The 25,121-nt window shown below is 59.4% G+C and carries 19 protein-coding genes; 4 read left to right on the top strand and 15 right to left on the bottom strand.

What is annotated here, in order from left to right:
• Window positions 1-27 precede the first annotated feature (27 nt).
• Both metG and N688_RS06610 read right to left on the bottom strand, forming a co-directional pair.
• Window positions 28-1,764 carry a methionine--tRNA ligase gene (gene metG / locus N688_RS06605; protein WP_272945054.1) on the bottom strand — a complete coding sequence of 579 codons (1,737 nt, stop codon included), beginning with the start codon at window positions 1,762-1,764 and terminating at the stop codon, window positions 28-30.
• Between the two features lie 230 nt (window positions 1,765-1,994).
• On the bottom strand, window positions 1,995-3,017 hold the full coding sequence (locus N688_RS06610; protein WP_052888541.1) for a ThiF family adenylyltransferase: 1,023 nt from the start codon (window positions 3,015-3,017) through the stop codon (window positions 1,995-1,997).
• Window positions 3,018-3,320: 303 nt separating this feature from the next.
• On the opposite strand from N688_RS06610, the gene N688_RS06615 reads away from it, so the two are divergent.
• Window positions 3,321-3,758, top strand: coding sequence for a response regulator transcription factor (locus N688_RS06615; protein WP_052888542.1), 438 nt, complete (start codon window positions 3,321-3,323; stop codon window positions 3,756-3,758).
• 312 nt (window positions 3,759-4,070) lie between these two features.
• Window positions 4,071-4,505 carry a response regulator gene (locus N688_RS06620; protein ID WP_081838588.1) on the top strand — a complete coding sequence of 145 codons (435 nt, stop codon included), beginning with the start codon at window positions 4,071-4,073 and terminating at the stop codon, window positions 4,503-4,505.
• A 368-nt stretch (window positions 4,506-4,873) separates the two neighbouring features.
• Here the strand turns inward: N688_RS06620 and N688_RS06630 are convergent, their stop codons facing one another.
• The 10 genes from N688_RS06630 to N688_RS06675 all read right to left on the bottom strand — a co-directional run bounded on the left by N688_RS06630 (window position 4,874) and on the right by N688_RS06675 (window position 21,124).
• Window positions 4,874-5,881 carry an ABC transporter ATP-binding protein gene (locus N688_RS06630; protein ID WP_052888545.1) on the bottom strand — a complete coding sequence of 336 codons (1,008 nt, stop codon included), beginning with the start codon at window positions 5,879-5,881 and terminating at the stop codon, window positions 4,874-4,876.
• Window positions 5,882-5,906: 25 nt separating this feature from the next.
• A complete protein-coding gene (locus tag N688_RS06635) occupies window positions 5,907-6,884 on the bottom strand; it encodes an ABC transporter ATP-binding protein (protein ID WP_052888546.1) in 978 nt (325 codons plus the stop codon).
• Window positions 6,885-6,918: 34 nt separating this feature from the next.
• Window positions 6,919-8,013: an ABC transporter permease gene (locus tag N688_RS06640; RefSeq protein WP_052888547.1), complete on the bottom strand. Its 1,095-nt coding sequence runs from the start codon at window positions 8,011-8,013 to the stop codon at window positions 6,919-6,921.
• Window positions 8,014-8,024: 11 nt separating this feature from the next.
• Window positions 8,025-8,984, bottom strand: a complete 960-nt coding sequence (locus N688_RS06645) for an ABC transporter permease (protein ID WP_052888548.1) — start codon at window positions 8,982-8,984, stop codon at window positions 8,025-8,027.
• A 758-nt stretch (window positions 8,985-9,742) separates the two neighbouring features.
• Window positions 9,743-11,461, bottom strand: coding sequence for a peptide ABC transporter substrate-binding protein (locus N688_RS06650; RefSeq protein ID WP_052888549.1), 1,719 nt, complete (start codon window positions 11,459-11,461; stop codon window positions 9,743-9,745).
• Between the two features lie 545 nt (window positions 11,462-12,006).
• The gene (locus N688_RS06655; RefSeq protein WP_052888550.1) at window positions 12,007-13,725 is read right to left on the bottom strand and encodes a peptide ABC transporter substrate-binding protein; all 1,719 of its coding nucleotides are present in this window, start codon (window positions 13,723-13,725) and stop codon (window positions 12,007-12,009) included.
• Window positions 13,726-14,218: 493 nt separating this feature from the next.
• On the bottom strand, window positions 14,219-15,961 hold the full coding sequence (locus tag N688_RS06660; protein WP_052888551.1) for a peptide ABC transporter substrate-binding protein: 1,743 nt from the start codon (window positions 15,959-15,961) through the stop codon (window positions 14,219-14,221).
• Window positions 15,962-16,326: 365 nt separating this feature from the next.
• Window positions 16,327-17,754: a hypothetical protein gene (locus N688_RS06665; protein ID WP_052888552.1), complete on the bottom strand. Its 1,428-nt coding sequence runs from the start codon at window positions 17,752-17,754 to the stop codon at window positions 16,327-16,329.
• Window positions 17,755-17,935: 181 nt separating this feature from the next.
• Window positions 17,936-18,712 carry a hypothetical protein gene (locus tag N688_RS06670; RefSeq protein ID WP_052888553.1) on the bottom strand — a complete coding sequence of 259 codons (777 nt, stop codon included), beginning with the start codon at window positions 18,710-18,712 and terminating at the stop codon, window positions 17,936-17,938.
• A 180-nt stretch (window positions 18,713-18,892) separates the two neighbouring features.
• Window positions 18,893-21,124 carry a tetratricopeptide repeat protein gene (locus N688_RS06675; RefSeq protein WP_052888554.1) on the bottom strand — a complete coding sequence of 744 codons (2,232 nt, stop codon included), beginning with the start codon at window positions 21,122-21,124 and terminating at the stop codon, window positions 18,893-18,895.
• A 214-nt stretch (window positions 21,125-21,338) separates the two neighbouring features.
• Between N688_RS06675 and N688_RS06680 the strand changes: the two genes are divergently transcribed.
• Window positions 21,339-21,770, top strand: coding sequence for a cyclic nucleotide-binding domain-containing protein (locus N688_RS06680; RefSeq protein ID WP_052888555.1), 432 nt, complete (start codon window positions 21,339-21,341; stop codon window positions 21,768-21,770).
• 287 nt (window positions 21,771-22,057) lie between these two features.
• Here the strand turns inward: N688_RS06680 and nrdR are convergent, their stop codons facing one another.
• Both nrdR and N688_RS06690 read right to left on the bottom strand, forming a co-directional pair.
• Window positions 22,058-22,516 (bottom strand): transcriptional regulator NrdR, encoded by a 459-nt coding sequence (nrdR, locus tag N688_RS06685; RefSeq protein WP_052888556.1) that lies wholly within the window; start codon window positions 22,514-22,516, stop codon window positions 22,058-22,060.
• Between the two features lie 271 nt (window positions 22,517-22,787).
• The gene (locus N688_RS06690) at window positions 22,788-23,072 is read right to left on the bottom strand and encodes a DUF6788 family protein (protein WP_052888557.1); all 285 of its coding nucleotides are present in this window, start codon (window positions 23,070-23,072) and stop codon (window positions 22,788-22,790) included.
• Between the two features lie 390 nt (window positions 23,073-23,462).
• Between N688_RS06690 and hpf the strand changes: the two genes are divergently transcribed.
• Window positions 23,463-24,128: a ribosome hibernation-promoting factor, HPF/YfiA family gene (gene hpf, locus N688_RS06695; RefSeq protein ID WP_052888558.1), complete on the top strand. Its 666-nt coding sequence runs from the start codon at window positions 23,463-23,465 to the stop codon at window positions 24,126-24,128.
• A 343-nt stretch (window positions 24,129-24,471) separates the two neighbouring features.
• Here the strand turns inward: hpf and N688_RS06705 are convergent, their stop codons facing one another.
• Window positions 24,472-25,110, bottom strand: a complete 639-nt coding sequence (locus N688_RS06705) for a ClpX C4-type zinc finger protein (protein WP_052888560.1) — start codon at window positions 25,108-25,110, stop codon at window positions 24,472-24,474.
• Window positions 25,111-25,121: the final 11 nt, after the last annotated feature.

A 25,121-nucleotide genomic window follows, 5' to 3' on the forward strand; every position in this document is an offset into this window, starting at 1 on the left:
GGAGGATCGTTCGCCTGCGGCAATGACTTACTGCTCGGCGGGGGAGAGGTCCGCAGGCTCCTCCAGCTTAGCAAAGAGCGGCTGAGGTGGCGGAAGCTGCCTACCGGCGGGTACTGTCTCAAGCTGCCAGTGGGAGGCGCTGACATCTCCTGCGAAGCCGAGGTAGCCATGCAGCCTCTGCGAAGAGAAGGGCAGGTAGGGATAGAGTAACAAGCGCAGACCGCTGAGCACCTGCAGCATCACGTAGAGTGTTGTCCCAGCGGCCTCGCGGTCCTCCTTGATGCGCTTCCAGGGCGCCTGCTCGTCGAGGTAGCGATTAGCCACGTGGGCCACGGCCATTGCTGCTTGTAGCCCGTCCTTGAAGCGGCAGCGGCTGATCAACTCGCCGACCGTATGAAAGCCTTTCTCGACCTCCCTCAACATCGCCTCGTCAGCGGTGCCCAGTGCGCCGGGCGTAGGAACTGTTCCACCAAAGCGGCTCTGGACAAAGGTCAAAGTGCGATGGACAGCGTTGCCATAGGTGGCGACCAGCTCATCGTTGTTGCGTCGTACCAGCTCCTCGAAGGTAAAATCGGTGTCGCGTCCTTCGGGGGCGGTGGCCGACAGATAGTAGCGTAGAGGATCAGCTCCATAGAGGTCGAGCACATCCTTCGTCCAGACCACATTTCCCCGGCTGCTCGAAGCTTTGCTGCCGCGCATGGTCATGAACTCGTTGGCCGGGACATCGTAGGGCAGATTGCGGTTGCCATAGCCCATCAGCATGGCCGGCCAGATAATCGTGTGGAAGGGGATATTGTCCTTACCAATAAAGTAGTAGGCTTTCACCGAAGGATCGGTCAGGCCGGGAATCCACCACTGCTTCCAGGCCTCGGGGTCGCCGCTGCGCTGCGCCCACTCCACAGTAGCTGAGAAGTAGCCAATCACCGCATCGAACCAGACATAGATGCGCTTTTCATCGTAGCCCTCCAGGGGAATGGGCACCCCCCAATCGAGATCGCGCGTAATCGCGCGCGGGCGCAGGCCCTCCTTCAGCCAGTTCATCGTGAAGGCATAGACGTTGGGACGCCAATGCTCCTTGCCCTGAGAGAGCCACTGCAGAATCGGCTCCTGAAGCTTGGGCAGATCGAGAAAGAAATGCTCGGTATCGCGGATCTCCAGCGGCTGCTCTCTGCTGCCGCAGAGACGGCAGTGGGGCTGGATCAAATCAACGGGATCGAGCACTCGCCCACAATTGTCGCACTGGTCGCCGCGCGCCTGGGGGTAGCCACAGTGAGGACAGGTCCCCTCAACGTAGCGATCGGGCAGAAAGCGGCGATCCGTTGGACAGTAGGGCGACTGCATGGTATCTTTATAGACATAGCCCTTCTGATAGAGCGTCAGAAAGAAATCCTGCGTAATGCGATAGTGATTCTCCGTGCCCGTTTCCGTATAGAGATCCCAGGAGATACCCAAACGCTCCCAGACCTCACAGATCTGGCGATGGTAGTAGGAGACAAATTCGCGCGGCGAGATGCCCTGACGCTCGGCTTCGACCAGAATCGGCGTGCCATGCTCATCGCTGCCTGAGATCATCAACACATGGTTACCGGCCAGGCGATGGTAGCGCGCGAAAGTATCGGCGGGCAGATAAGCGCCGGCGATCTGTCCCACGTGGGTCGACGTTTTAGCATAGGGCCAGGCCACGCAGACCAGAATATACTCAGCCATAGAAGACGACTCCCTTGCTTGCTGATGGAGGTCAGCTGTTCTGTCTCCTTTTTGAATTGCATGTTTGCGTGCTTGCTTGTTTGCTGGTGCCGTTGATTGCCGTGTCTCGCAAAGAGACGCTTAACGGATGATGAAGTGAAGAGACCACCAGGCGGATTGTGCCTCATTATAGCATAGAGTGAGGGAGGGACAAGACCCTGCGGCGGGGGCCGGACCTGCCTGTCGCTCCGCTGGACCACCTGGCGCTCTCCCGCGGGCTGGGTTGAGCCAGGCTGGCGCGGGATTGGTCACATGCCGATATAGCGAGCGTAGAGTGAGCGCGCAACTTGCTCGTTATCGGTGCCTTTGATGATCGCGCGCCCGTCGGAGAAAACCGTCATCTCGTAGCCATCGATCGTGAAGCGCAGCAAGTAGGCATTGTGCTGGACAGGAGCGAGCGCCTCCAGACGCTGGGCAAGAGCTGCCAGGTCGACGGAAGCTTCACGGCGGCTGCTGCGCACCTGGACGGCATTGCGCCCACAGAGGGCGGTTGTCCTGCTTTGGATGGAGGCGTTTAAGAAATCGAAGCGTCCAAGGGCACAGGTCGGACAATCGCTCTGACGAGGCAACTCCAGACGCTCAAAAGTATTTTCCCAGAGATCGGCCACCAGCAAGGCCCGGCTGATCAAAGGACTCTGGAGCAAGATCTTGAGGGCCTCGGTCGCAGCGATGCCGCTCATCATGCTTACGATCCCGTTGAGCACCCCGGCGGTATCGCAGGTTGGTGTACTGCCAGGAGGGGGCATCTCGGGAAAGACACAGCGCAAACAGGCGGTCTCGCCTGGGAGAATGTTCATCGTCACCCCGTGGGCGGCAATCACCCCGCTGTAGATCCAGGGCCGTTGGTGCTTCACACAGGCATCGTTGAGCAGATAGCGCGTCTCGAAGTTGTCGGTAGCATCCAGCACCAGATCGACACGCTCGACCAGCGACTCGACCTCCTCGACGTCAAGGTCGGCAACCAGGGCTTCGATCCTGACCTCGCTGTTGATGCGTTCCAGCTTCCTGGCTGCGGCCACCGCCTTGGGCAGATGAGCCTGGACATCGCCTTCGTCAAAGAGGATCTGCCGTTGCAGGTTACTCAGCTCAACGTAATCACGATCGACGATGATCACTTGCCCGATACCGGCGCGGCAGAGGTGGTTGGCGAGCATCGTGCCGAGCGCGCCGCAGCCGATAATGGCCACGGAGGAGGCAAGCAGGCGTTCCTGCCCCTGGCGTCCAATAGGACCAAAGAGAATCTGTCGCGAGTAGCGCTCGAAAGCTACCATCAGAAGAGGCCTTCCCAGGATGGGGCATCCTGTAGCTGCCTGACAGCGCCAGGACAGGCAGAGCTGTCGGCAGCCCGTTGATATCTGTTCCATTGTATCACACGAGGACAAACGAAGCAAAGGCAGCCAGCGACTATACAAGCGGCAAGCAGTCTGATCGCTTGCCTGGCTAGTACTCCCGAGGGCCTCAGTTGGCAAGGCCACGCAGGTGTGTTACAATGCAAAGGGGTGGGTCGTCTTTGCTGTTGAGGAGAGATAAAGTGCAGTGCCTGAGCAAGACGGCTTTAGACGGCGAAAAAGACGATGAAGAAAGTGCTGGTCATCGACGATAATCCTACTATTGTAGAGCTTATCAAATATGCCGTGAATCTCCAAGGCTCGTACGAGGTCATCGTCGCTTATGACGGCGTCCAGGGCCTGGAACAGGTCTATGCCCATCACCCCGATTGCGTCATCATCGATGTGAAGATGCCTCGGATGGATGGCTACCAGCTGGTACGCTGCCTGCGGGGCGATGCGCGCACCGCCGATACTCCGATGATCATCCTGAGCGCGATGACACGCGAGGAGGATCAGCTCACAGGCCTTCTCTCCGGGGTCGATGAGTATCTGACCAAGCCATTTAAACCTAGCGCCCTCAATGCGGCTATCGAGCGCGTTCTGCGCCTGACTCCCGCCGACCGCCAGCGCCGCATGGATGAATTGATGCGCAGCCAGAGTGAACAGCAGCAACAGCGATAAGTGTGACGAGCTAGCTGCGCACGCTGGGGACCGTGCGCAGGCCGCTCTCCTGCACGGGAGTACGCTGCTGCAACAGCTCTTGAACAGATGCGCAAGCGACAAACAGGTCCAAGCCAGACCACTCTCGACCAGGTGACGGCCAGGATCTTTTGTCTCGTGCTTCTCTTGCTGGCAGAGGGCTGTCCGCTTCTCTTCGCTGCAAGGAAGAAGGATGGCCGCGGGAGAGGCCTCTCGCTTCCCGTTTTCCTCTGTCTGTGTCGGTTTTATTATTGAGCAGCTTGAACACTTATTTCATGTAAGTGCTGATCGACGATGCTATCTATCCGTCTCATGGCTCGTGAACCAAGGACAGCGCAATTGCCGCGGGTGCTCTTCGTTGATGATGATCCGCATACCCAGGGACGCATTAGGCAAGCCCTGGAGCATATGTTTACAGTCCGCTGCGCCTCTTCTTTGGAAGAAGCTCGTCGTTGCTTGCTCGAAGAGCCACCTGATCTGCTGATTTGTGAGATTGTGCTGGGCAACGAGAATGGCCTCGATCTCTGTCGCTTTGTGCGCGACCAGTCTTCATTGCGCCATCTCCCTGTGATGATCCTCAGCTCGCAGATGACGGTACAGGACAAAATCGCTGGATTCACCGCCGGCGCTGACGACTACGTGGTCAAGCCGGTCGATGCCCGCCATCTCGCTGCCCGGCTGCGTCTTCTCTTGCGTATTAAGCAGCTGGAACTACGTAACCAGGATTAACGCAGCGAGAGCCTGCTGCCCCTCGAAGTCGACGATCTTTTCGCGAGTGGGTGGCAGGCTTCTCCCCGGTCTTATCCTGGTGGGGACTAGCTTCCTTGCTGATCTGGCCCTCGCCGGCGCAGCAGCCCCGGTTATCTGGCTGGGCTGCGCTGAGAACGGCAGCATTCTGCCAGGAGGCTGAGTACAGAGGTCTCTCCTTTGATAAAAGGGGACAGCGCCGCGAGCCGACTCTGTTTTCGCAGGCAGCCGGCGCGACGGCGCTGCTTGTGCTTTCTGGCTGGAAGCCCCTTCTCTGTTTCCTTCCCTAACCTGCTTGCCTCTGGCCCTGGGAGGCCGAAGTGGGGCGAAGCAAGAAGGAGCAGGGCTTCTCAGCCAGGGAAGTGGCAGGCGACATAGTGATTCCGCTCCTTCTCTTCGAGGGGCGGCGTCACCTCGCGGCAGATCTGTTGTGCTTTCCAGCAACGTGGGTGGAAATTGCAGCCCGACGGAGGATTTACCGGGCTGGGCACATCCCCCTCCAAAATGATGCGCTTGCGGCGGGCCTCGACCTCGGGATCAGGCACGGGGATGGCCGAGAGCAGGGCCTGCGTATAGGGATGCAGCGGCAGCTCGTAGAGCTTCTCGCTCTCCGCCAGCTCGACAATCCGCCCCAGATACATCACAGCGACGCGATCGCTGATGTGCTTCACCACTGAGAGATTGTGCGCCACAAAGAGATAAGTCAGGCCGAACTCGGCCTGCAGGTCCTGGAGCAAGTTCACCACCTGGGCCTGAATCGAGACATCGAGCGCTGAGACCGGCTCGTCGGCGACGATGAACGAGGGACGCAGCGCCAGAGCGCGAGCAATGCCGATGCGCTGGCGCTGGCCGCCACTGAACTCGTGGGGGAAGCGGTTCACGTAATACGGGTTGAGTCCCACGACCTCTAGCAGGTGAGCCACCTGCTCACGGATCTCACGAGCGTTTCCCCGTTTGAAGTTCTCCAGCGGCTCTGCAATAATCTGCCCCACTGTAAAGCGTGGATCGAGCGAGCCAAAGGGGTCCTGGAAGATCATCTGCATCTCAGCGCGCTTCTTGCGCAGCTCAGAGGGTGGCAGCTTTGTCAGTTCCACCCCATTCAGCTTGACACTCCCCCCAGTGGGCTTGATGAGCTGCAGAATCGCTCGTCCTGTCGTTGACTTGCCGCAGCCGCTCTCTCCTACCAGGCCAAGCGTCTCGCCGCGACGAATCGTCAGATCGACGCCATCGACGGCCTTCACATGAGCGATTGTGCGATTGAAGAGGCCGCCTTTAATTGGAAAATGGACCTTCAGACCCTTGACCTCGACCAGCGTTGTTCCAGTGGCTGTCGAGGTTGCCATCTGCTGTTGTACCATAGCGTCCTTCTCCCTCTCTCCCTGGCTAGCTTGGATAGAAGCAAGCGGCAAGCTGCTCACCGCGGCCTACCGGTTTCAACTCTGGCCGTTCTTGTCGGCAGCGAGGTTGGACCCGCGGGCAGCGCGATGCGTAGGGGCAGCCGATAATCTCGCGTGAGAGGTCGGGGGGCTGCCCGGGGATGGGAGTCAGGCGCGTGCCACGCTTCTCGTCCAGGCGGGGAATCGACTGCAGGAGTCCGATGGTGTAGGGGTGGGCCGGTGTCTGGAAGATTTGTCGCACTGGGGCCGACTCCACAATATGGCCGGCGTACATCACAATCACGTCCTCGCAGGTGCCAGCGACCACGCCGAGATCGTGAGTGATCAGCATCAGGGCCGTGCCGAACTCCTTAGCCAGGCCCTTCATCAGTTCGAGAATCTGGGCCTGAATGGTCACGTCGAGGGCCGTGGTAGGCTCATCGGCAATCAACAGCTGTGGGTTGCAGGCCAGAGCGATCGCGATCATAACGCGCTGGCGCATGCCGCCACTGAACTCGTGAGGGTAGCTCTTGGCCCGCCGGCGTGCATCGGGAATGCGTACCAGGTCCAGCATCTCGATCGCCCGCTGCCAGGCCTGATCGTTCGAGATGCCCTTGCGGTGGCGCTTGACCGTCTCGGCGATCTGGTACCCGATGGTGAAGACTGGATTGAGAGAGGTCATCGGGTCCTGGAAGATCATCGAGATCTTACTGCCGCGCAGCTCCGTCATCTCCTCGTTGTTCTTCTCCAGGATATTCTCGCCGTTGAAGAGAATCTCACCCCCGACGATCTTGCCTGGCGGCGAAGCGATCAGACGGATAATGGAGAGCGCGGTCACGCTCTTGCCGCAGCCGCTTTCGCCGACCACTCCCAGGGCCTCGCCAGACCGCATGGTGAAGGAGACATCGTCTACGGCCTTGACAACGCCGCCGCGAGTAAAGAAGTAGGTCTTGAGATTATTCACTTCCAGCAGGTTTTCTGGCATGGGTGTATGCTCCGCTCTTGCATGGTTCGCTTGCTTAGTCTTTGGTGCGAGGATCGAAGGCATCGCGTAGGCCGTCGCCGAGGAAGGAGAAGGCCAGCACCAGGATGGCCAGCGTCACCGAGGGGACCAGCACCTCCCAGGGGTGCGTATCCACTGCGTTACTGGCCTCGGAGATCATCAGGCCAAGGCTCGAACCTGGTTGCTGAACGCCGAGACCCAGCAGGCTGATGCTCGCCTCACCGATAATGGTGTTGGAGATATCGAGGGTCGCGGCCACCACAACGATGCTGAACAGGTTAGGAATGATGTGGCGCCAGATGATCTTGAGGTTGCTGCTACCAGCAGTGCGGGCTGCTTCGATGAACTGCTGTTCCTTAATCTGAAGCGTTTGGCCGCGCACGAGACGAGCCATCAGAGGCCAAGAGACGAGGGCCAGGGCTGCTGAGACCAGAAGCAAGCGGGCGTTCCCGTTGGGGCCGACGATGGGGACGTTGCTCAAGGTAGTATCGGCCCAGGTGCCGAAGATGCCGGTGAGCAGGATGATAAAGAGCAGCCCCGGGAAGGCGAAAATGATGTCCGTTAAGCGGGCCAGAACTTGGTCGATCCAGCCCCCAAAGTAACCGGCCAGGACGCCGACCAGGATGCCCATCGTAATGTCGATGACCTCCACCAGGACCGCCACGCTGATAGAGACGAGCAGACCCTGCATCAGGCGGGCCAGAATATCGCGTCCTAGGTCATCGGTCCCCAGCCAATACTGGGCGGATGGAAGCTCATCCTGGTGGCTCAGCTCCTGGTGGTAGAAGGTGCGGTAGACCGTCGCAGGAATCGGCCCATTGTCGGGGCTGTTGTAAATACCTCCCAGGTGCTGGTAGATAAAAGGCCCGAGTAGCGACAGCAGCACCATAAAGATGATCACGCCCAGGCTGACCATAGCCCGCTTATCACGGCGCAGACGACGCAGTGACTCGCGCAGTGGCGAGACCGGTTTGCGCTCTTTCGGCCCTTCGGCCTCCGGTATCACGCCCGGCGTCTCGACCAGGAGTTCCGGCTCTGCAGGCACCATCAGGTTCGTATCCGGGGCGATCAGGGGGGAGGCTGGTTGAATCTCTCGGTCGCGCATATCCATTGTCTCGCCTCCTATTCGAGCTTGATGCGGGGGTCGACCAGCGTGTAGGCGATATCCGCCAGCAAGTTGCCCATCACGACCCCGAAGGCCAGTAGTACCGTCGTCGCCTGGATGACCGGATAGTCACGATCAAGTACAGACGAGACAGTGATGGTGCCGATGCCGGGGATGTTAAAGATATTCTCGATGAGAAAGGCGCCCGTAATGGTGAAGCCCAACGTGACGCCTGTCACGGTGATCAGTGGAATGAGCGCATTGCGCAGCGCATGTCGATAGATCACAGCACGTTCGGGCAGCCCCTTTGCGCGGGCCGTACGGATGTAATCCTGGCGCATTACTTCCAGCATACTGGTACGAGTGATACGCGCAAAGTAGGCGGCACCGGCCAGTCCGAAGACCAGTACAGGCGCGAGCTTAAACTGGATATCGGTCCAGGTATAGTGCCAGGGTTCGCCCCAGTTTGCTACCGGCCAGCCTGCTCCCGTTTCCTGGTCGATGAAGACGATCAGCACTTGAACCAGGACACAGAAGACAAAGATGGGCATCGCATAGAGTACCAGCATGATGCCCATGTTCAGGGTATCCACCCAGGTATTGGCCTTGAGCGCGGAGATGATCCCCACGGGAACCCCGATCAGCAGATAGACTACCAGGGCCCACAGAGCCAGTTCCATAGAAACAGGGACGCCGTCCTTGAGAATGTCCCAAACCGGTCGCCCCTGTGTCTTGAACGAGTAGCCAAAATCGAAATGGGCCAGGTGGACGAGAAAGTTCCAGTACTGCTCATACCAGGGCAAGTCCAGTCCGTAGGCATGCCTCAGCTGAGCGTAGAGCAGGGGGGAAAAGTGCTCACCCAGCATGGTGCGGATTGGGTCGCCCGGGGCAAAGTAGCCCATAATGAAGGTGATGAAAGTAACTCCGATCACCACGAAGACTAAGCCGATGAGGCGCTTGATCAGAAACTGTATCATGCTAAGCCCCTTACTGTCCTGTCAGCGCTCGCTTGACGAGAAGGAGGCCCGTCTCTTGCCCTCTCCCTCTCCCCTTATCCCACTTTGCACCCTGTCTCTTGCCTCCTTCGTGGACAAGTGTACCCATGTCACGTTCCGCTAGAGGTGGAAGATCTATGAAATGGCACCCTCTCATAGATAAATCTGGACTGTAGCGGACAACAGACGTTACATGACGGATCTTGTCCCATATTTTAAGGAGCGCTATCAGGCTTGTCAAGCTAGAGGTTATGCTTCTGCCACCATATTATTACGCTCGCCTGCCTGCATTGCTCACATGCGCGTAGAGCAGCTTCCCACCGTCAACTTGCTCCCTGTCTGGGCTGATGACCTGCCGGTGCTGCTGTGCTGCCTGCGGGGACCAGGCCGACAGTGGTTCCTTGGCTGCTGGGTCAGGCTGGGAAACAGGCTGGTGAAGAAGGGAAAGCGGCCAGGCGAACAGACAGGGGCTATTATAAGGAGCAGCCGGGGCAAGGTCAAGGTGGGGGGAGAGCAATAAGAGAAAAGGGGGAAGAGCCTGGGGAGAGGAGCGCTCTGGCTCCTGCTCCGCCAGGCTCTGGCGGTCGAGGATTCATCTCACTGACGGCCTGCTGGCTCAGCCGACGATGGCGTCTGGCTGGGGTGAGAGGCCAGGCCAGCTGAGTGAGCGATTGAGTGCTGCCTTGTGGTACCAGCGCTACCGGGACGGGTCCGAGCCGATAGCGTCCTGATTGACGAGACTAGTGCTGAGTGATATAGATCTGGGACCAGTAGTCGGGCGGAATCAGCTGCTGAGGATTGTAGAAGAAGCCGTGGACATAGGTTTTGACCACGTAGGGAGCCTGCACCTGTTCCATCGGCAGCCAGGCCACGTCATTGACAAGCTGCTGCTCGGCCTGGTTGTAGGACTGGTAGCGAGCTGGGCCGTTGGGCATGGCGTCGGCCTGCTCCATCAGCTTCTGGGTGGCCTGCTGCTGAGCGGCGTCGGGACTATGGTTCTGCCCGTAGTTCATGTTGTTGTTCGGCACGCCGGCGTCGAATTGCAGCGTCAGCCAGTCCTGCGGGTCGGGATAGTCCGCGATCCAGGCAATGCCCCAGAATTGCAGACCATGTGGATTGTTGGTCGCGGCTACAATATCGTCCAGCAGCTTGTTGAAGTCCTCGGCGTGGACTTTGACCGTGATCCCAAGGACCCTTTGCCACATCTGGGTCAGGGCTGTGGCCTCTCGATCCGAATCGGCGGAGCCGCTTGGGTAAGTCAGGGTGATCGGTGGAAGCTGGGAGACGCTGGTTAGCCCTTCATCTTTGAGGCCGGCCTCCAGATACTGCTTGGCCATTGTGGGATTCCCGGCGGTGCTGGTCGTGCCATCTGGCCCTTTGAGGTTCGAGTTGTAGCCTGGCATCCCTTTGGGCACGATATGGTTCGTGGCAATGTAGATGTCCTTCCAGACTGCGTGGACAATTTCATCCTTGTTGATAGCCAGAGCGAAGGCCCGGCGCATGTTGATGCTGTCGAAGGGCTTCACCAGGTAGTTCATGGTATAGTAGTTGATCCACAGCTGAGGGGCCAGGTGGAAGTCGTTCCCTTTCCGCGCCTGATCGACGTACGAGCTAGGCACGCCCGCTATATCAACCTGGCCGGCGCGGTAGGCTTGATAGGCGGTATCAACCTTCTGATAGAAGGGGAAGGTCACCTTCTGCAACTGGGGCTTGGGGCCATAGTAGTAGGGATTGGGGACAAAGACAATCTGCTTGCTATGCTGGTACGATTGCACCTTGAAGGGGCCTGCGCCGCCGCCTTCGTCAAGATGGTCGGTCCAGCTCTTGCCGTATTTGTCGATCAACTTCTTTTCCACCACGTAGGAACAGGAATAGGTGAGCGCATCCAGGAAGTAAGCGGCCTTCTTTTTAATGGTAATGACCACCGTATTGGAGTCAGGGATCTGGATGCTGTCGCCAATGATGGTCTTGATCTTCCCCTTTTGCAGCAGGTCAGCGTCCTTGATCAGGGCCAGATAAATTGGGGCCGTGGTCGAGTGCTCTGCTGGCTGCAAGGCTCGATCGATGCTGTAGGCGACGTCAGCAGAGGTGAGGGGGGTACCATCGCTGAACCGCAAATTAGGCTTCAGATGGAAGGTCCAGGTCAGCCCATCCGCGGAGGTCTGCCATGAAGAGGCCAGCTGTGGCTGGATGACCAGATTGTTGTCGAGCTGGACCAGGCCGGTGAAGACCATGTCAATGGCCTGAATCGAATAGAGGTCGGTCGAGAGGCCGGGGTCGAAGGTGGCGATATCGTTGACTCCCGCTTCTGGGTAAACGAGGACTTGCTTACTGGCTGGGGCTTTCTGCGTCGAGGTCGTTTGTGTCCCACCGCCGCAGGCGGTCAGCAGGAAAACAAATAAGGAGAAGAGCGTGAGAGCTAGGCCGACTGGGTAGGTTCTCTTACGCAGTGCGGACATGGATCGTGCTCCTAACCATAAGGTGAACGCTAGCCACGGCAGCAGAGCCGACGCGAGCCAGGCTTGCTGGTGGCTGCTCAGCCAACGTTCCAGTTCCCTCCACATCCCTTTTCCGGGCAGGGACTGCAGAGGGAGTGCTAACCGATCCAGAAGACAGGATACGTGCGGTGTTGGTGGAAAAACACGGCACGCGAAGAGAACAGTCCCTTGCTCAGGGCCGGACGGCGGGGCCGTCCTGGTATTGGTTGCGCTGGCACCCCTGATCAGCTGAATCGCCGTGGAAATAGGCGAGTTTCAACCCTGTTCAGGTTCAAGGCATTATTACTTACGTCTTCTTAGCGGCTGATCTCTCAGGCTCTCCGGCGGGAATGGGAGACGGAAGGCCAGCGCCGGGCAGGCGGAGGAGGGCAGGGAAGCTGGAGGTAGGATCTGACGAAAGCAGGCGCAGCCAGAGCGCTGCAGCGACTGTCTATGAGCTGGTCGACGGCTACTATCTGGCGCTCGCTGGCTGTGCTGCTTTCGTCAGGCCGTGGGTAGGCTTTACCTTAGTGGACGCTGATATAGATCTGAGACCAGGCGTCGGGAGGTACCTGCAGCTGAGCGTTGAGCACGAAGCCCTGTACGTAGGGCTTCAGGACATAGGCGCTGCGCACCTGGGTGATAGGCAGCCAGGCCACATCGTTGACAAGCTGCTGCTCGGCGTTCTGGTACGCCTGCAGGCGCGCATTGGAGTCCGGCAAGGTATCGGCAACCTCTAACAATTTCTGGGTGGCCTGTTGCTGCAGGCGATCGGACGCATTATTCTGACCGTAGTTCACCTGATTGTAGGGAGAGCCGGCATCGAACTGGAGCGTTGTCCAGTCCTGGGGGTCGGGGTAGTCGGCCACCCAACCGATGGCCCACATTTGCAGGCCGTGAGGATTGCCGGCGGTGTTGGAAAGCTCATCCAGCATCTTATTGAAATCGATGGCCTCACCCCTGACAGTCACTCCCAGGACGTTCTGCCACATCTGAATGGCTGCCGTAATCTCATTCGCCTGGTCCTGGTTGCCAGAAGGATAGGTGATCGTGATTGGCGGAAGCTGGGAGGCGCTGGTGAGACCCTCGTCCTGCAGGCCCTTCTGGAGATATTGGCGTGCCAGCTGCCCATTCCCGCGGGTGTTGACCGTGTTATCTGGGCCGCGCAGGTTCGGATTGTAGCCCGGCATCCCCAGGGGAATAATATGGTTGGTCGGGATCGGCACATCTTTCCAGATGGCGTGTGCCAGTTCGTCCTTGTTCAGGGCGAGGGCGAAGGCGCGCCGTATATTGATGCTGTCGAAAGGTTTGACCAGGTAGTTCATCCCATAGTATCTGATCCACAGCTGGGGAATCAGGTGGAACTCCGGCTGATTGCGGACACGAGCAACCTGCTGGCTGGGCACAATCGCAAAGTCGACCTGACCTGCTTGATAGGCCTTATAGGCGGTGTCGGTCTCTCGATAGAAAGGAAAGATCACCTGCTGCAGCTGGGGCTTGGGGCCGTAGTAATTGGAGTTGGGAACGAAGACAATGCGCTTGTTGTGTGTGTATTCCTGGACTTTAAAGGGGCCGGCCCCACCGCCTTCCTGGAGGTGATCGGTCCACTTCGTGCCGTACTTATCGATGAGCTTCTTCTCGACTACATAGGAGCAAGGGTAAGTCAAGGCATTGAGGAAATAGGTGGCCTTCTGGCGTGCCAGGATGACGACCGTCTGGGGGTCGGGCGTGAGCACGCTATCGCCGATGATCGTGCGAATCTGCCCCTTGACGAGGCGATCGGCATCCTTGATAAGGCCCAAATAGGTTGGGGCTGTGGACGAATGTTGAGCGGGCTGCAGGGCGCGATCCAGGCTGTAGGCAACATCCATTGAGGTCAATGGCGTACCGTCGCTGAACTTCAGGTTGGGTTTCAGGTGGAAGGTCCAGGTCAGGCCATTGGGCGAGACCGTCCACGAGCTGGCCAGCTGAGGACGAACGACCAGGTCCTTGTCTAGTGACACCAGGCCCGTGAAGACCATCTGGATCGCCGTCGTCGATGGTACATCGAGAGTCAACGCGGGGTCAAAGGTTGACAGGTCCTGAATCCCGCGCTCTGGCTCGACGAAGACCTGCTGGCTAAGAGGGGCTTTGCGGGCGGAGGTCGTATTACCGGAGTTGCCTCCTCCACAGGCGCCCAGCAGGATGACCAGAAGAGAGAGCAGCGCTACGAAACCTGCTGTGCTCATACGTTGCTGGGTAGACATAAGGAGCTTCTCCATCGCTGCTTAAAGCAAGCTGCCATATTGTTGGCTAGAGATCATTGCTTGTTGATGTGGATAGCTATGCCGCCAGCCGGGCAGTAGACGGTCCCCTGACGTCGCCCGGTCTCGCGATGCTCTCCCTGTGGGCGGCCTGGCTAGCTGGCTGTGGCTTTGGGCGGTGACGGGCGTCAGCACCCAACGAGAGCACCGCGCTGCCGGCGTAGAGCTTGCTCTGGGCTGGTGGATCGTTGGGATGGCAAGCGGCATCCGAAGTCTGGCACCACCGTCGCTGTTATCATACGGGACCCCTCTGCCGGGAGCAAGCAAAGAGACAGCGAGTAGGAAAGGAGGACCACCTCAAAGGAATAAGGAAAGGGGCAAAGCCAGCAGGCTTGCCCCTTCCCGAGAAGAGTCGCTCCGCGAGCCTCTTCTGTTTCTGGTCTCTGTCGTCCTTCTCTCCTTCGGCTAGCGTGAGGAGAGCCTGGCCCTGCTATGGTCAGGACTGATTTTCGACAACGTAGATGTTCGCCCAGTCATCGGGCGGCACCAGATTCATCCCGTTGTCCTTGAAGCCAACGATCAGCGGGTTGCGCAGAAAGACCGCATTCACCTGCTCCAATGGTAGCCAGGCGACATCATTGACGAGCTGTTGCTCGGCCTCCTGGTAAAGGCGCAGGCGGGTGGCCGTATCCAGCGTGCCATCGGCCTGCTGTAGCTTCTTTTGGACCAGCTGCTGCATCGCTGCGTCGTTGCTGACGTTCTGGCCGTAGTTCATATTATTGTTAGGGACTCCCTGACCGAACTGGGCCGAGAGCCAATCCTGCGGATCAGGGTACTCAGCGACCCAGGCCAGACCCCACATCTGGAGACCGTTGGGGTTGTTCGTGGCTGCCGTCACGCGGCTCAGCAGCGTATTATAGTCGACGGGATCGGCTGTAACAGTTGCCCCCAGATTCTGACGCCACATCTCGATCAGAGCCTTGGCCTCCTGATCCAGGCTATTCAGCCCTGTAGCATAGGTGAGCTTGATAGGCGGCAAACTTGACAGGTGCTCTTCCTGCAGGCCCTGAGCCAGCAGCTGGCGGGCCTTCGCTGGATTGCCGGTCAGATTTTGGGTGCCGTCGGGGCCGGTCAGTCTGGCGTTATAGCCAGGCATACCTTGGGGCACGATATGGTTCGTCGGCAGCACCGTGCCTTTCCAGACCTGTTCGGTAATGGTCACCTTATTAATCGCCAGGGCGAAAGCCTGACGGATATGGATGTTATCGAAGGGCTTCACCAGATAGTTCATGGTATAGTAGTTAATCCATAGCTGAGGGACCTGGTGGAAGTCCGCGCGCTTCTTGTCGCTGGCGTAGCTGGCCAGAGGAACGCTGGTCAGATCCACCTGGCCACTCTGGTAGGCATGATAAGCGTCACTCGCCTGACGATAGAAAGAAAAGACGATGCGGCTCAGCTGGGGCTTAGCGCCATAGTAGTGTGCATTAGGCACAAAATCGATTTCCTGACCGTGGACATAACGGGCCACTTTGAAAGGGCCAGCCCCCCCACCTTCCGACAGATGATCGCTGAAGCTCCCATGATATTTTTCGACCAGACTCCGCTCAACCACGAAAGCGCAGGGATTAGTGAGCATGGTCAGAAAATAGGGAGCTTTTTGGCGCGTGATCAAGACAACCGTCTGCTTATCTCGTACCAGGATACTATCGTTAAGCAAGGTTGAGATAGTGCCAGCTAAGAGCTTATCAGCATCGCGCAAGAGCGCCAGGTAAAGGGGGGCAGTTGTCGAGCGCGTTGACGGTTGTAGCGCGCGATCAAGGCTGTAAGCCACATCTTGAGCAGTCAGCGGGGTACCATCGCTAAACTTCAGGTTTGGCTTCAGGTGAAAGGTCCAGCTCAGACCATCGCTAGAGACGCTCCAAGAGCTGGCGAGCTGGGGACGGATCTGGAGCTGATCATCAAGCTGGACCAGTCCGGTAAAGACCAGCTCGACGGCGCGGATCGCCGAAGGGTCGGTGACTAAGGCTGGATCGAGCGTCGTGTAGTCGGCAAGGCCAATCTGCGGCTCGCGATAAACCTGCTTGCTGGCCGGAGCTTTCACAAGATGGGGCTGGCGGCTGCCAATCTGGCAGGAGGCCAGCGTGAGCATGACAGCCAGCAGAGAGACTACCGCGGCCAGGCTTCGCTGAAGGTACCTGGTCTTCTTCTTCTTCTTCTGTTGATCGATCTGACTCATCATTGTATGTATGCTCCTGCAAAATCCTCGCACCGAAGGCTACCCAAGTAAAGAACGCGGAACGGTGGGAGAAGCGTCGCCGGGCGTGGGCTGGTCTGCCATAATGGCAGCCACTGTCTCTGCTTTCCAGGAAAGAGAGGCAGAGGGGGAGTGTCAGGAGTCTACAATGCAAACAGAGGCAAAAAGCCGGGACCCAGAGCGGTACTGCTCGGCTCACCTTCATCTGTCTTCATCTGCCTGTCCCATCCGCCATGCCAACCGTGCAGATACCACCGTTGGAGTCCCGGCTTCTCGCTTTGCAGATCGCGCCCCTGTCTCCTGGGGGGGGCTATGCGACCCCCATCTGCTCTATGGCTCTCGCCTCTCCCCTAGAGCGCTGAGGCCAGCGTATTACGTGGAGCCAGGGCTGAGGCCCGCAACGCAGCGCGCAGGAAGACGCTCAGGTCGGCCTCTGTCAGATCGCGAGGCCAGCCCATGAACTCCTCGCCGGCTGCCTGCACAATTTGCAAGGTATGGCCTTGATCAGCGCCTGCATCCGCTTGGGCAGCGACCAGACCAATCGTGGCGAAGAGCGGCTTGGGCTCGTAGCCGAGATCAAGGTAACGGCGAGCAGCCAGATAGGCCCCTTCAAGATCGCGGGCCTCCAGCTCGCCCTGGAGCGTCTCCAGCAAAGCAGGAGCCAGCAAACCGCCGCCGACATGGACGTGATGAGTGCTCTGATGGAGCTGGCCGCTGGCCAATCCCAGATGTTTGCGCAGCTCGTTGACGAAGACCGCCGCAGTAAAGAGCAGGGGAGTCACCTCGATATCCTGGACCTCAGCAAAGGCCAGGCGCACGGCGGCGGCGTACAGAAGACCGTGGGCTGCCTGAATGAAGGCCGTCCGATCCTCATCGCCGATCTGGTTCAGGATGTCGGCAGCAGCGAGAGCAATGGCCGAGCCAACTGCGCGCCGCGAAGCCTCGCCCTGAATCAGCGCCTCGTGGATGGCCTGGCAAACCTGAACTGGCCCGGCATCGCTCAGCAGCAGCGCGCGCAGAGGAAGAGCACGCTCATTCTTGGGTGGCGAGATGCGCCGACGGATTATCTCGAAATCCCCTTGATGCTGGGCAATGAAGTCACGCACCGTCCCGATCCAGGCCGGTTCCTCGCTGCGGACAGGTAGGCGAGGAGCGAGCCAATGAATAATATTGGGGGCCCGATCTCCCCACTCCACTGGATCGAGTAACTGATAGCCACGCACGGCGAACATCAGCGGATGACCGGCCTGGTGGAAAGTCATGGCCAGCCCCTCATAGGTGCGAGCCTGCAGCGTGCGATAGTCGGCGCCTGTGGCATAGAGACCAAAGAGGAGGCGCTCAGCCAGCTCGGCCTGGTTCTGATAGATAGCCTCACGCATCAAAGCACCGACACTCTTCCCCTCGGGGAGCTCACTGGGATAGTAAGGCCGCGGATAGTTCGGCTGCTTACTGCGCCCCTCACGTACGGCTGCACTGGCCGCGCAGAGAGCCTGGACCAGCAGGGGCAAGGGACGCAAACGATTCTCCACGCTCTCGCCTACCAGATGATCGTAGGCGTGGAGCCAGCGGCTCAAGACGCTTGCGGCTGTCAGCGTCAAAATCACGTGCCCTTCGGGGTCGCCATGAGCGGCGATCATCCCGACGCGCCCGATCAACACATCGATATCTGCCTTGCCGTGAACCAACTCCCGGGTCAGGCTGGCCAGGCGCGGCGCATCAGCCGCTGCCGCGGCCTCGACCAGCTCCGAGAGATCAACCCTCATGCCGACTGATGCCATAAAATATCTCCATTATCTTTACGTATTTTATCATCTCGTAATCAAGCGAAAAGTGCAGGAGAGAGAGAGGCGAAGCCACAGAGGGAGGAGACGGATCAGCAGCTGACCGTTGACTCTGCGGCGCTGGGGGCACTGGCACACAGGCTGGAAATGCCTGGGGCGGAAGAGAGATAGGCGCACGTCAAGCAGATTGTTGCAGCTCGCGGATCGCCTGTTCGATGCGTGGGATGTCCGCGTATTCCTCATCGAGAAGCTTATAAGCCCGTTCCAGGTAGAGCTCGGCGATGCGAGCGGAGTGCTTGCCTGCATCGCAAGCTGCAGTGATCAGGGCATTTCCTTTATACTTCTCGGGGAGGAATCGGGCGATACGCTGCATCTTCTGCTGTGTTTCCTGCAGGAGATGCGAGTCATGGCCCTCGAGGGCGTAGCGAGCGACCCCGACCAGTTTTCCCAGCTCTGCCAGGCGCTGACGGTCAGTCATTGTTTGGAAGAGCAGCTCCTCGGGGTCCAGGTCATCCAGGGCTGGCAGCTCGTCCTGGGCGGAGGGGCGGCTGGCGACCTGTTCGAAAGAAGTGCTGTAGTTCAGATAGAGCTGACCGTACTCCTGGCAGGCCTGAGCTGCCAACTGCATTTTTGCCGCTTCGTCACGCGGATGAATAGCCCCCAGTTCGCAGAGGTCGTCATCACGGTAGCGGGCCAGGACCTGCAGATAATCGAGGCCTTTCCCCCCCTCCAGCTCCTCCAGCATCGGGGGGATTGGCATCACCTGCACATTGGGCTCATCCATTGGCAGGTGGGCGGCCAGGATCGAGGGCAGGTATCTGGCCAGTGACAGCGGGAGAGGCGGCACCACACAGTAGGTATAGAAGATGCGCCGCTCATCCTCGCTGCTGTGGGCGAAAAAGATCGCATGTCCCTTGGGTGCCTGGGGGTCACCACGCAAGAAGCGCAAATCCATAGTCTCCTCCCGTTGCTCGTGGCCTGTTCGACTCTTGTCTTGCTAGCTAGATAATAAGGTGTTTGGAGCCTACTGGCAAGGTATCAAGCCTGGCCTCTCATCTATGTCCAGTTTTCAGCTAGCGCCAAGCCGGTGAAGCCTGGTCCCGGCTTGGCGGTCGAGAGATCAGCCTGGCTGACCCTATGAGGCCAACCCCTTTCGTAGCTGGCGGAGGCGTTTCAGCAGATCCTTATTGGCGCCGATAGCCTCCTCGCTCAAGTGCTCTCCCCCAGTAGGAATGCTCTCTTCGTAGGCTTTAAGCTGCTCCAGCAGCTCATGTGAGCCGGCCAGGCGCACATAGGCCTCCACCAGGGCGCGGGCCTGCTGCTCCCGATGACGGCGCACCTCTGTAATGGCTGCCTGCGCGTAGAGCGCGGCATACTGGCGCATAAAGGGGGCCGTCCATTGCTCGGGAGTGGGCAGCGTCTGACGCACCTGCTCCACGAGAGCGATCGCCCGCTGCAGCTCGTCCGCGGCCTCATCGAGCCGTCCTTGAGCCAGCAGCACGCCGGCGCGCTCGTAGCGAGCATCCGACTCACCCAGAGGCTGACCCTGTTGCTGATAGAGCCGTAGAGTGGCCTCCAAGTTGGCCCAGGCCTCGTCAAGCTGCTCACTATTGCGACGAGCCAGGCCCAGAGCCAGCAGGGTCTCGGCCTGGCCGGTGAGATCCTCATGCTGCTCGAAGCGAGTCAGAGCGGCCTCGCAGCGTTCGATTGCCTCTGACCAACGCTGCTGACCGATCAACACCTGAGCGCTTCCCAGGGTAGCGGCAGCCGTGCCGACAGGATTTTCCAGCTGCTGGAACTGTCGTTCGGCCTCAGTGTAGGTCAGCAAAGCGGCCTCCAGCTCGCTGCGAGCCAGATAGGCGCGGGCCAGGGCCAGCAGGGCCTCGGCGGCCAGCAACGGCTCCTGGAGCATCTCGGCCCGCTGACGCGCCTCGCTAAAGCGGCCCTCGGCGCGGGTCGGCTCGCCCAGCGTCAGATACCACTCGCCCTCGGCCAGGGCCAGCAGTGGAGCAAGGCGCGCATAGTGAGAAGAGCCTGACTCGACGTGATGGCGGGCCTGATAGAGCTGCTCCCAGGCGGTCGTCAGCGAGCCGCTGGCAATAGCCAGCCGTGCCTGGTGCAAGGTAGCTTCTGCCAGGCCATAGGAGCGGAATGGCTCGGCCAATCGGGCGGCCCGTGTGGCGGCCTCCTGGTAGACCTCATGAGCGCGGGCTGTCTGGCCACGCTGGCGATAGATCTCGCCAAGGCCCAGCAGCGCCTGATTTGGCAGCAGAGCGTTCGCGGAGAGGTGGGCTTGCTCGTGGGCCACAGCGAAGGTTTCCGCGGCTCGCTCCAGCTGGCCGCGCCGCCGCAGGATCTCGGCCAGGCAGAGCTGAGCCTCTGCTGTACCGGGGCGGCGAGCAAGCGCCTGATACGTGCGCAAGGCGCGCTGCACCTGCGACGTGGCATAAGCCAGCTGTCCGCGGCGGAGATTAATCTCGCTCAACAGGCGCAGGGCCTGGGCAAGCCCCAGCGCGTTGCGCTGATCCTCGTAGACCTGCTGAGCGCGTTGCGCGCTGGCCAGCGCCTGTTCAAGCTGGTTATTGGCCAGAGCCACGGCGGCCAGTCCGAGGTTCCCATCGGCCTGCCCCAGCTCATACTCTAACTCTAGTGAGCGCCGGATTACCTCGCCGAAGAGATCGGCGGCCTCAGCAAGCCGCCACTGCTCCAGGCAGAGCTGGGCGAGGCCACTCAAAGCATCGACAGCGCCGTAGTAGTCCCGTTGAGCCTCGTAGACGGCCAGTGCCTGTCTGTAGGCTTCCTCAGCAGTGGCAAACTGCTGCTCAAGGCGGCGAGTATCGCCGTAGCTGCGGCGGGCGTCCGCCTCTGTGATGACCTCTCCGGCCTCCTGGAAGGCGGCGATGGCCTGCTGGTAATAGGCGGCAGCCTCTGCGATATGGCCTCGTTGCAGCTCCAGATGGCCCAAAGCGAGCCAGACATTGCCCTGTCCCCGGACGGAACGCTGCTGCTGATAGAGAGCGTTGGCCTCCTCGTAAGCCTGTTGTGCCAGATCGAGATGGGCCCGCTGTCGCTCCAAATGGCCCAGGGCCATCGTGGCGCCGGCCTCGCTCAGCGGCTGCTCAGCCTGACGGTAATAATTGCGTGCACGTGAGTAACTGATGATAGCACTATCAATCAGACTGTTCTGTTGCTGCACCTCAGCGAGTAGCATGCGGCTATCGCCGGCGTGGCGGTAATCGCCGGCCAGGCGAAAGCGCACTTCGGCATCGTTGAAAGCTTCGGCGGCCTTATCGAGCTTCCCCTCATTGAGGGCATCGACCCCCTCGCGGAGTCGCTGATGGGCCACTGAGATATCTTGCGTTGTCATGGCTCTCTGATCTCTCTAGCGAGTGGCTCGGGCCTTGATTACTCTTATCTTGTGTCGATCTGTCGTCCCACTTATTGTAGTGCGTCCCAGTCAGAAAGTCAAAAAGGAGACAAGGCTGAGCCGCTGTGATACAATACAGCCGGGCCAAAACGACGAAAGCGTGGCAGGTGCCCGCTCGGGTAGCGAGCCGATTTTGCACGAGGAGCCATTTACAATGTATGAGGATGCTTTAAGGAAGGTGAGCTTATTTTCGGGCTTGAGCGACAAAGAACTCAGAGAAATTGCTATGAGCGCTCAAGAGCGACACTACAGCGCTGGCACAGCGCTGTTTCATCAGGGCGATACGGGAACTGGCCTGTACATTATCACCGCAGGGCGAGTGCGCATTGTCCAGGCCACTGATCCTGATCGGGCGGAGGAAGTGATTGGGACGGCTGGGCCTGGGGAAGTGCTGGGAGAAATGGCCCTGCTGGATGATCTTCCTCGCTCGGCCAGTGTCATTGCCGAAGAAGAGACCACGGCTGTCATTCTTCCGATCTGGGACTTTCGCATTGTCCTGCGGAAGCAACCGGAGCTTGCCCTCAAGCTGCTGAGCGTCCTCAGCCGTCGCCTGAGAAAAGCGGAGGGGCGCCTCGCGGAGCATTAGAGGGACCGGGAGCGGGGGACTGGTGGAGGACTGGAGGTAGGGGAGATGAAGAGGGGTAACGAGGCAGCTCGAGGCGCCGGAGTCCCCCCGATCTGGCGCAACTTGGTGGGTGCGGCCAGCACAAGGCCAGGAGGGATGCGGCGCACAGAAATGGCCAGCCTCATACGGAGAGGAGATCATGGTAGGAAGTGGTGAGTTAGGAAAAGCGTGCAGGTCTTCCTGCCGTGGCAGTCAGGAGATGGCGCTGCTCAGGTCGTGAGGGAGGCGGGATAAGCGTTGTGGCGGGCTTATTCTGCCTTCTCGCGATTGAGCAGCTGCTGGATCTCCTCGAACATCGTTTCCACATCGCCGAAGGAGCGGTAGACGCTTGCGAAGCGGATATAGGCGATTTTATCCATGCGGCGCAGGCGCTCCATTACCAGCTCGCCGATCACGCTGCTGGGTACCTCCTGCCGGCCCATGCGATAAAGCTCCTGTTCAATTTCGTCGATCGCGCTTTCGATCTCTCCGACGGGAAGGGGCCGCTTCTCGCAGGCTTTGCGAATGCCGATATAGAGCTTCTGGCGATCGAACGGCTCGCGGCGCTGATCGCGCTTAATGACCATCAGGTGGGATGGTTCGACCCGCTCATAGGTACTGAAGCGCCCCTTGCAGCGTTCGCATTCACGTCTCCTATGGATTGCGTCTCCGATGTCACGCGAGTCTTTGACACGTGACTCGGTGCCGCCACAATATGGACATTTCATCCCGCAGCTCCCAACTCTGGGTAGAATACTGTCGAGATGATTCTATCACAGAAGCAGAAGTGGCGACAGGGACAACGGAGCGATGCACTGTTCTCCTGGCTGGAGCTAGCCTTGCTCTCCGCGTGAGGACTCGGCCAGACCCTGGTCCTTGGGTCCGTGTCGCCAGCCAAAGCGGCCCTCGCCGGCTTCCCCGTTCTCATAGAAGGTGTTGGCGGTAGTGGTTGTTCCTCCTCACCCGTCTGCTGATCTGATCTTCTCTGAGCCGACCCTGTCAACTCAAGGCGGCGACCAGAGGTAAGGGCGTGCTTCCCCGACGGGCCTGGCGTTCAGTGCGTCCCCCACCCGGGCGTCGCTTCCTCTCGCGCTCTGGAAGCTTGTCACCTGCCGGTCGCTCCTTGCCGACATAGCCTGAGCGTAGCCGTGACCCCTCGCGCCAGTAGGCATACCAGTAGGGGCCGTGTCCCTGACCATCGCGGCAGGTGCTACAGGTCGGTTTCCCGCACTTGCGGTACTGGAGCTGATAGGTAATGTGGTGATCGCTCGGAATCTGCGCCATGAATGCCACTCCCCTTCCTTCATTCCACTGTACAGAGTTGCTGCAACGCTATCATTAGCTTAGCAGTAATGGATGAACATTTTATGAATCCGGGACCTCTATAGATGAAAATTTGTTCATATTTTGGGCATGCGCCTGTGACTGGAATGTCGTTACTTCATAACACCTTTTTCATGAATGTCTGGAGGGCTAGCGATTCAGGCTGAGTTGAGCTGTTGCTGGGGGCGGGCAGAGGGGGTGAGGCTGGCCGTGGCCATTTGAAGGGTGGTATAATGAGCAAGACCCAACTGCGCCCACGGTTAGGGTTTGCTCTCCTGCGTTCAGCTAGACGCCTGCAGGTCTGCCTGGACCGACCGGTGTTGTGGCCTTGGAAAGAGGGAGTCAGAAGCTATGCAGATCATCATCAAAGGCAAACAGATGGAGGTCATGCCTCGTCTGCGACAGCACATTGAGCGTAAGGCCCACAAGCTGACGCGCCTCATCTCTCCCCGCAACAGTACCGCTCGTCTGGAGATTACAATCGCAGAGGAGCACGCGCGCAGTGCCCAGGACCGCTACACGGTCCAGATCTTGCTGATGGGAGTTGTGCCCACCCTGCGTAGTGAGGTGAGTGCTCCCAAAGCCACCGTTGCCTTTGACCAAGCTTTTGGCAAGCTGCTTGCCCAGTTCTGTCGGCAAAAGGATCGGCTGACCGCCGCGCGTCGTCATCAGCGCCTGCCCGTTAAGGTTTTGGCGCTGGCGCGCTCGGGTCAGCTCTCGGTGCTTGAGGGGAAGGAGGGGGCTGTGGTCACAGCGGAGAGGGAGGAGGCGGAGGTGACGGAAGATCTGCCTGTTCCCACCAGTCTGAGCGAGGAGCAGAACGAAACCGTATGGGCCAGGATTAAAGAGATCCGCAGCCTTCCCACTAAGCCCATGAGCGACAGAGAGGCGATCCTGCAGATGGAAGCTCTCGGTCTTCCCTTCTACCCCTTTGTAAACGAGGCCACCAACAGCGTGAACGTTATGTATCGCCTGGAGAAAGGTGGCTATGGCTTGTTGATCCCCGCTCTGGAGTAGTCTCCATCTCTCTGCCCGGTTGGCCGGGTTATTCTGCCTGGGATGTCTTTTTACGATCCTCCGCCAGGGGGTAAACAGTCACAATTGCCGGCGCAGGAGCTGCCAGGAGGGCGTCACAAGGCGGCAGAGCAAACGCTCTGGAGCCTGGTCTGTTGACCAGTGGGTTGTATGACGAGAAGAGGCTAACCTGATCAGGTTGGGGCTGATTGACTGGATGGGCCAATGCAAAGGCTGAGGTGTAGCAGACAGCAGTAAAGTCATCCACCTCAGCCCTTTCTTTCTCTGGATTGTGCTGCTTCCCCGTTGCCTGTTCGCCTTCCTGCCTTTCTCCGCGGGGGAGATGCTAGAACGTGATTTCGAATTGCCACGGACGTGGAGGGGGGTCTTCGAACTGGCCGAGCGGGTCGGCGGCGCGAATAGTCAGATGGTGGGCCTCTGGAGAGGGCAAGGGACGAAAGCGCGCTCGCCCCTGGTAGACGGCATGGTTGGGATCACTGGCCAGCTCGGGCCGCGCCAGGAGCATTCCCCCCTGGTCTCCGCTCCATTGCTGGCCCAGGTTATCCTTCAGGAAAAAGATCAGCCGAGGAACAAAGGCGAAGCCAGGTGTGAGTGGCGGTCTGATCCACAGATAGTGCAGATCAAAGTAATGAGCGTAGAACTGGATCTGGTAGAGCATCAGCGTCATGTCTTGCTGCTTCTGCTCCAGCTCCAGGGTCAGAGTCCGCAGGGCCTCGCGTGGAGCTGGCTGCTCTTCCTGGCTGCTGGTAGAGGGTTCCAGGGGGGCGGCGACGACCACGGGGGGGCGTGAAGCCAGCTCCAGGGCCTTGGGAGAGAAGGGCCTTGGATCTTGCAAGATCTCATTGCAGGTCTGAAGGCAGGCTTCGCAGATGTAGGCGGCGCCTGGCCCGGCTATCATCCGCCTGACTTCGGGTGGGCGCCGACCGCAGAAAGAGCAGCAAGCCAGTGTTCGATCAAAGCTCATAATGGCCCAAT

It is taken from the genome of Thermogemmatispora carboxidivorans, from assembly GCF_000702505.1.
GTDB classification, from domain to species: domain Bacteria; phylum Chloroflexota; class Ktedonobacteria; order Ktedonobacterales; family Ktedonobacteraceae; genus Thermogemmatispora; species Thermogemmatispora carboxidivorans.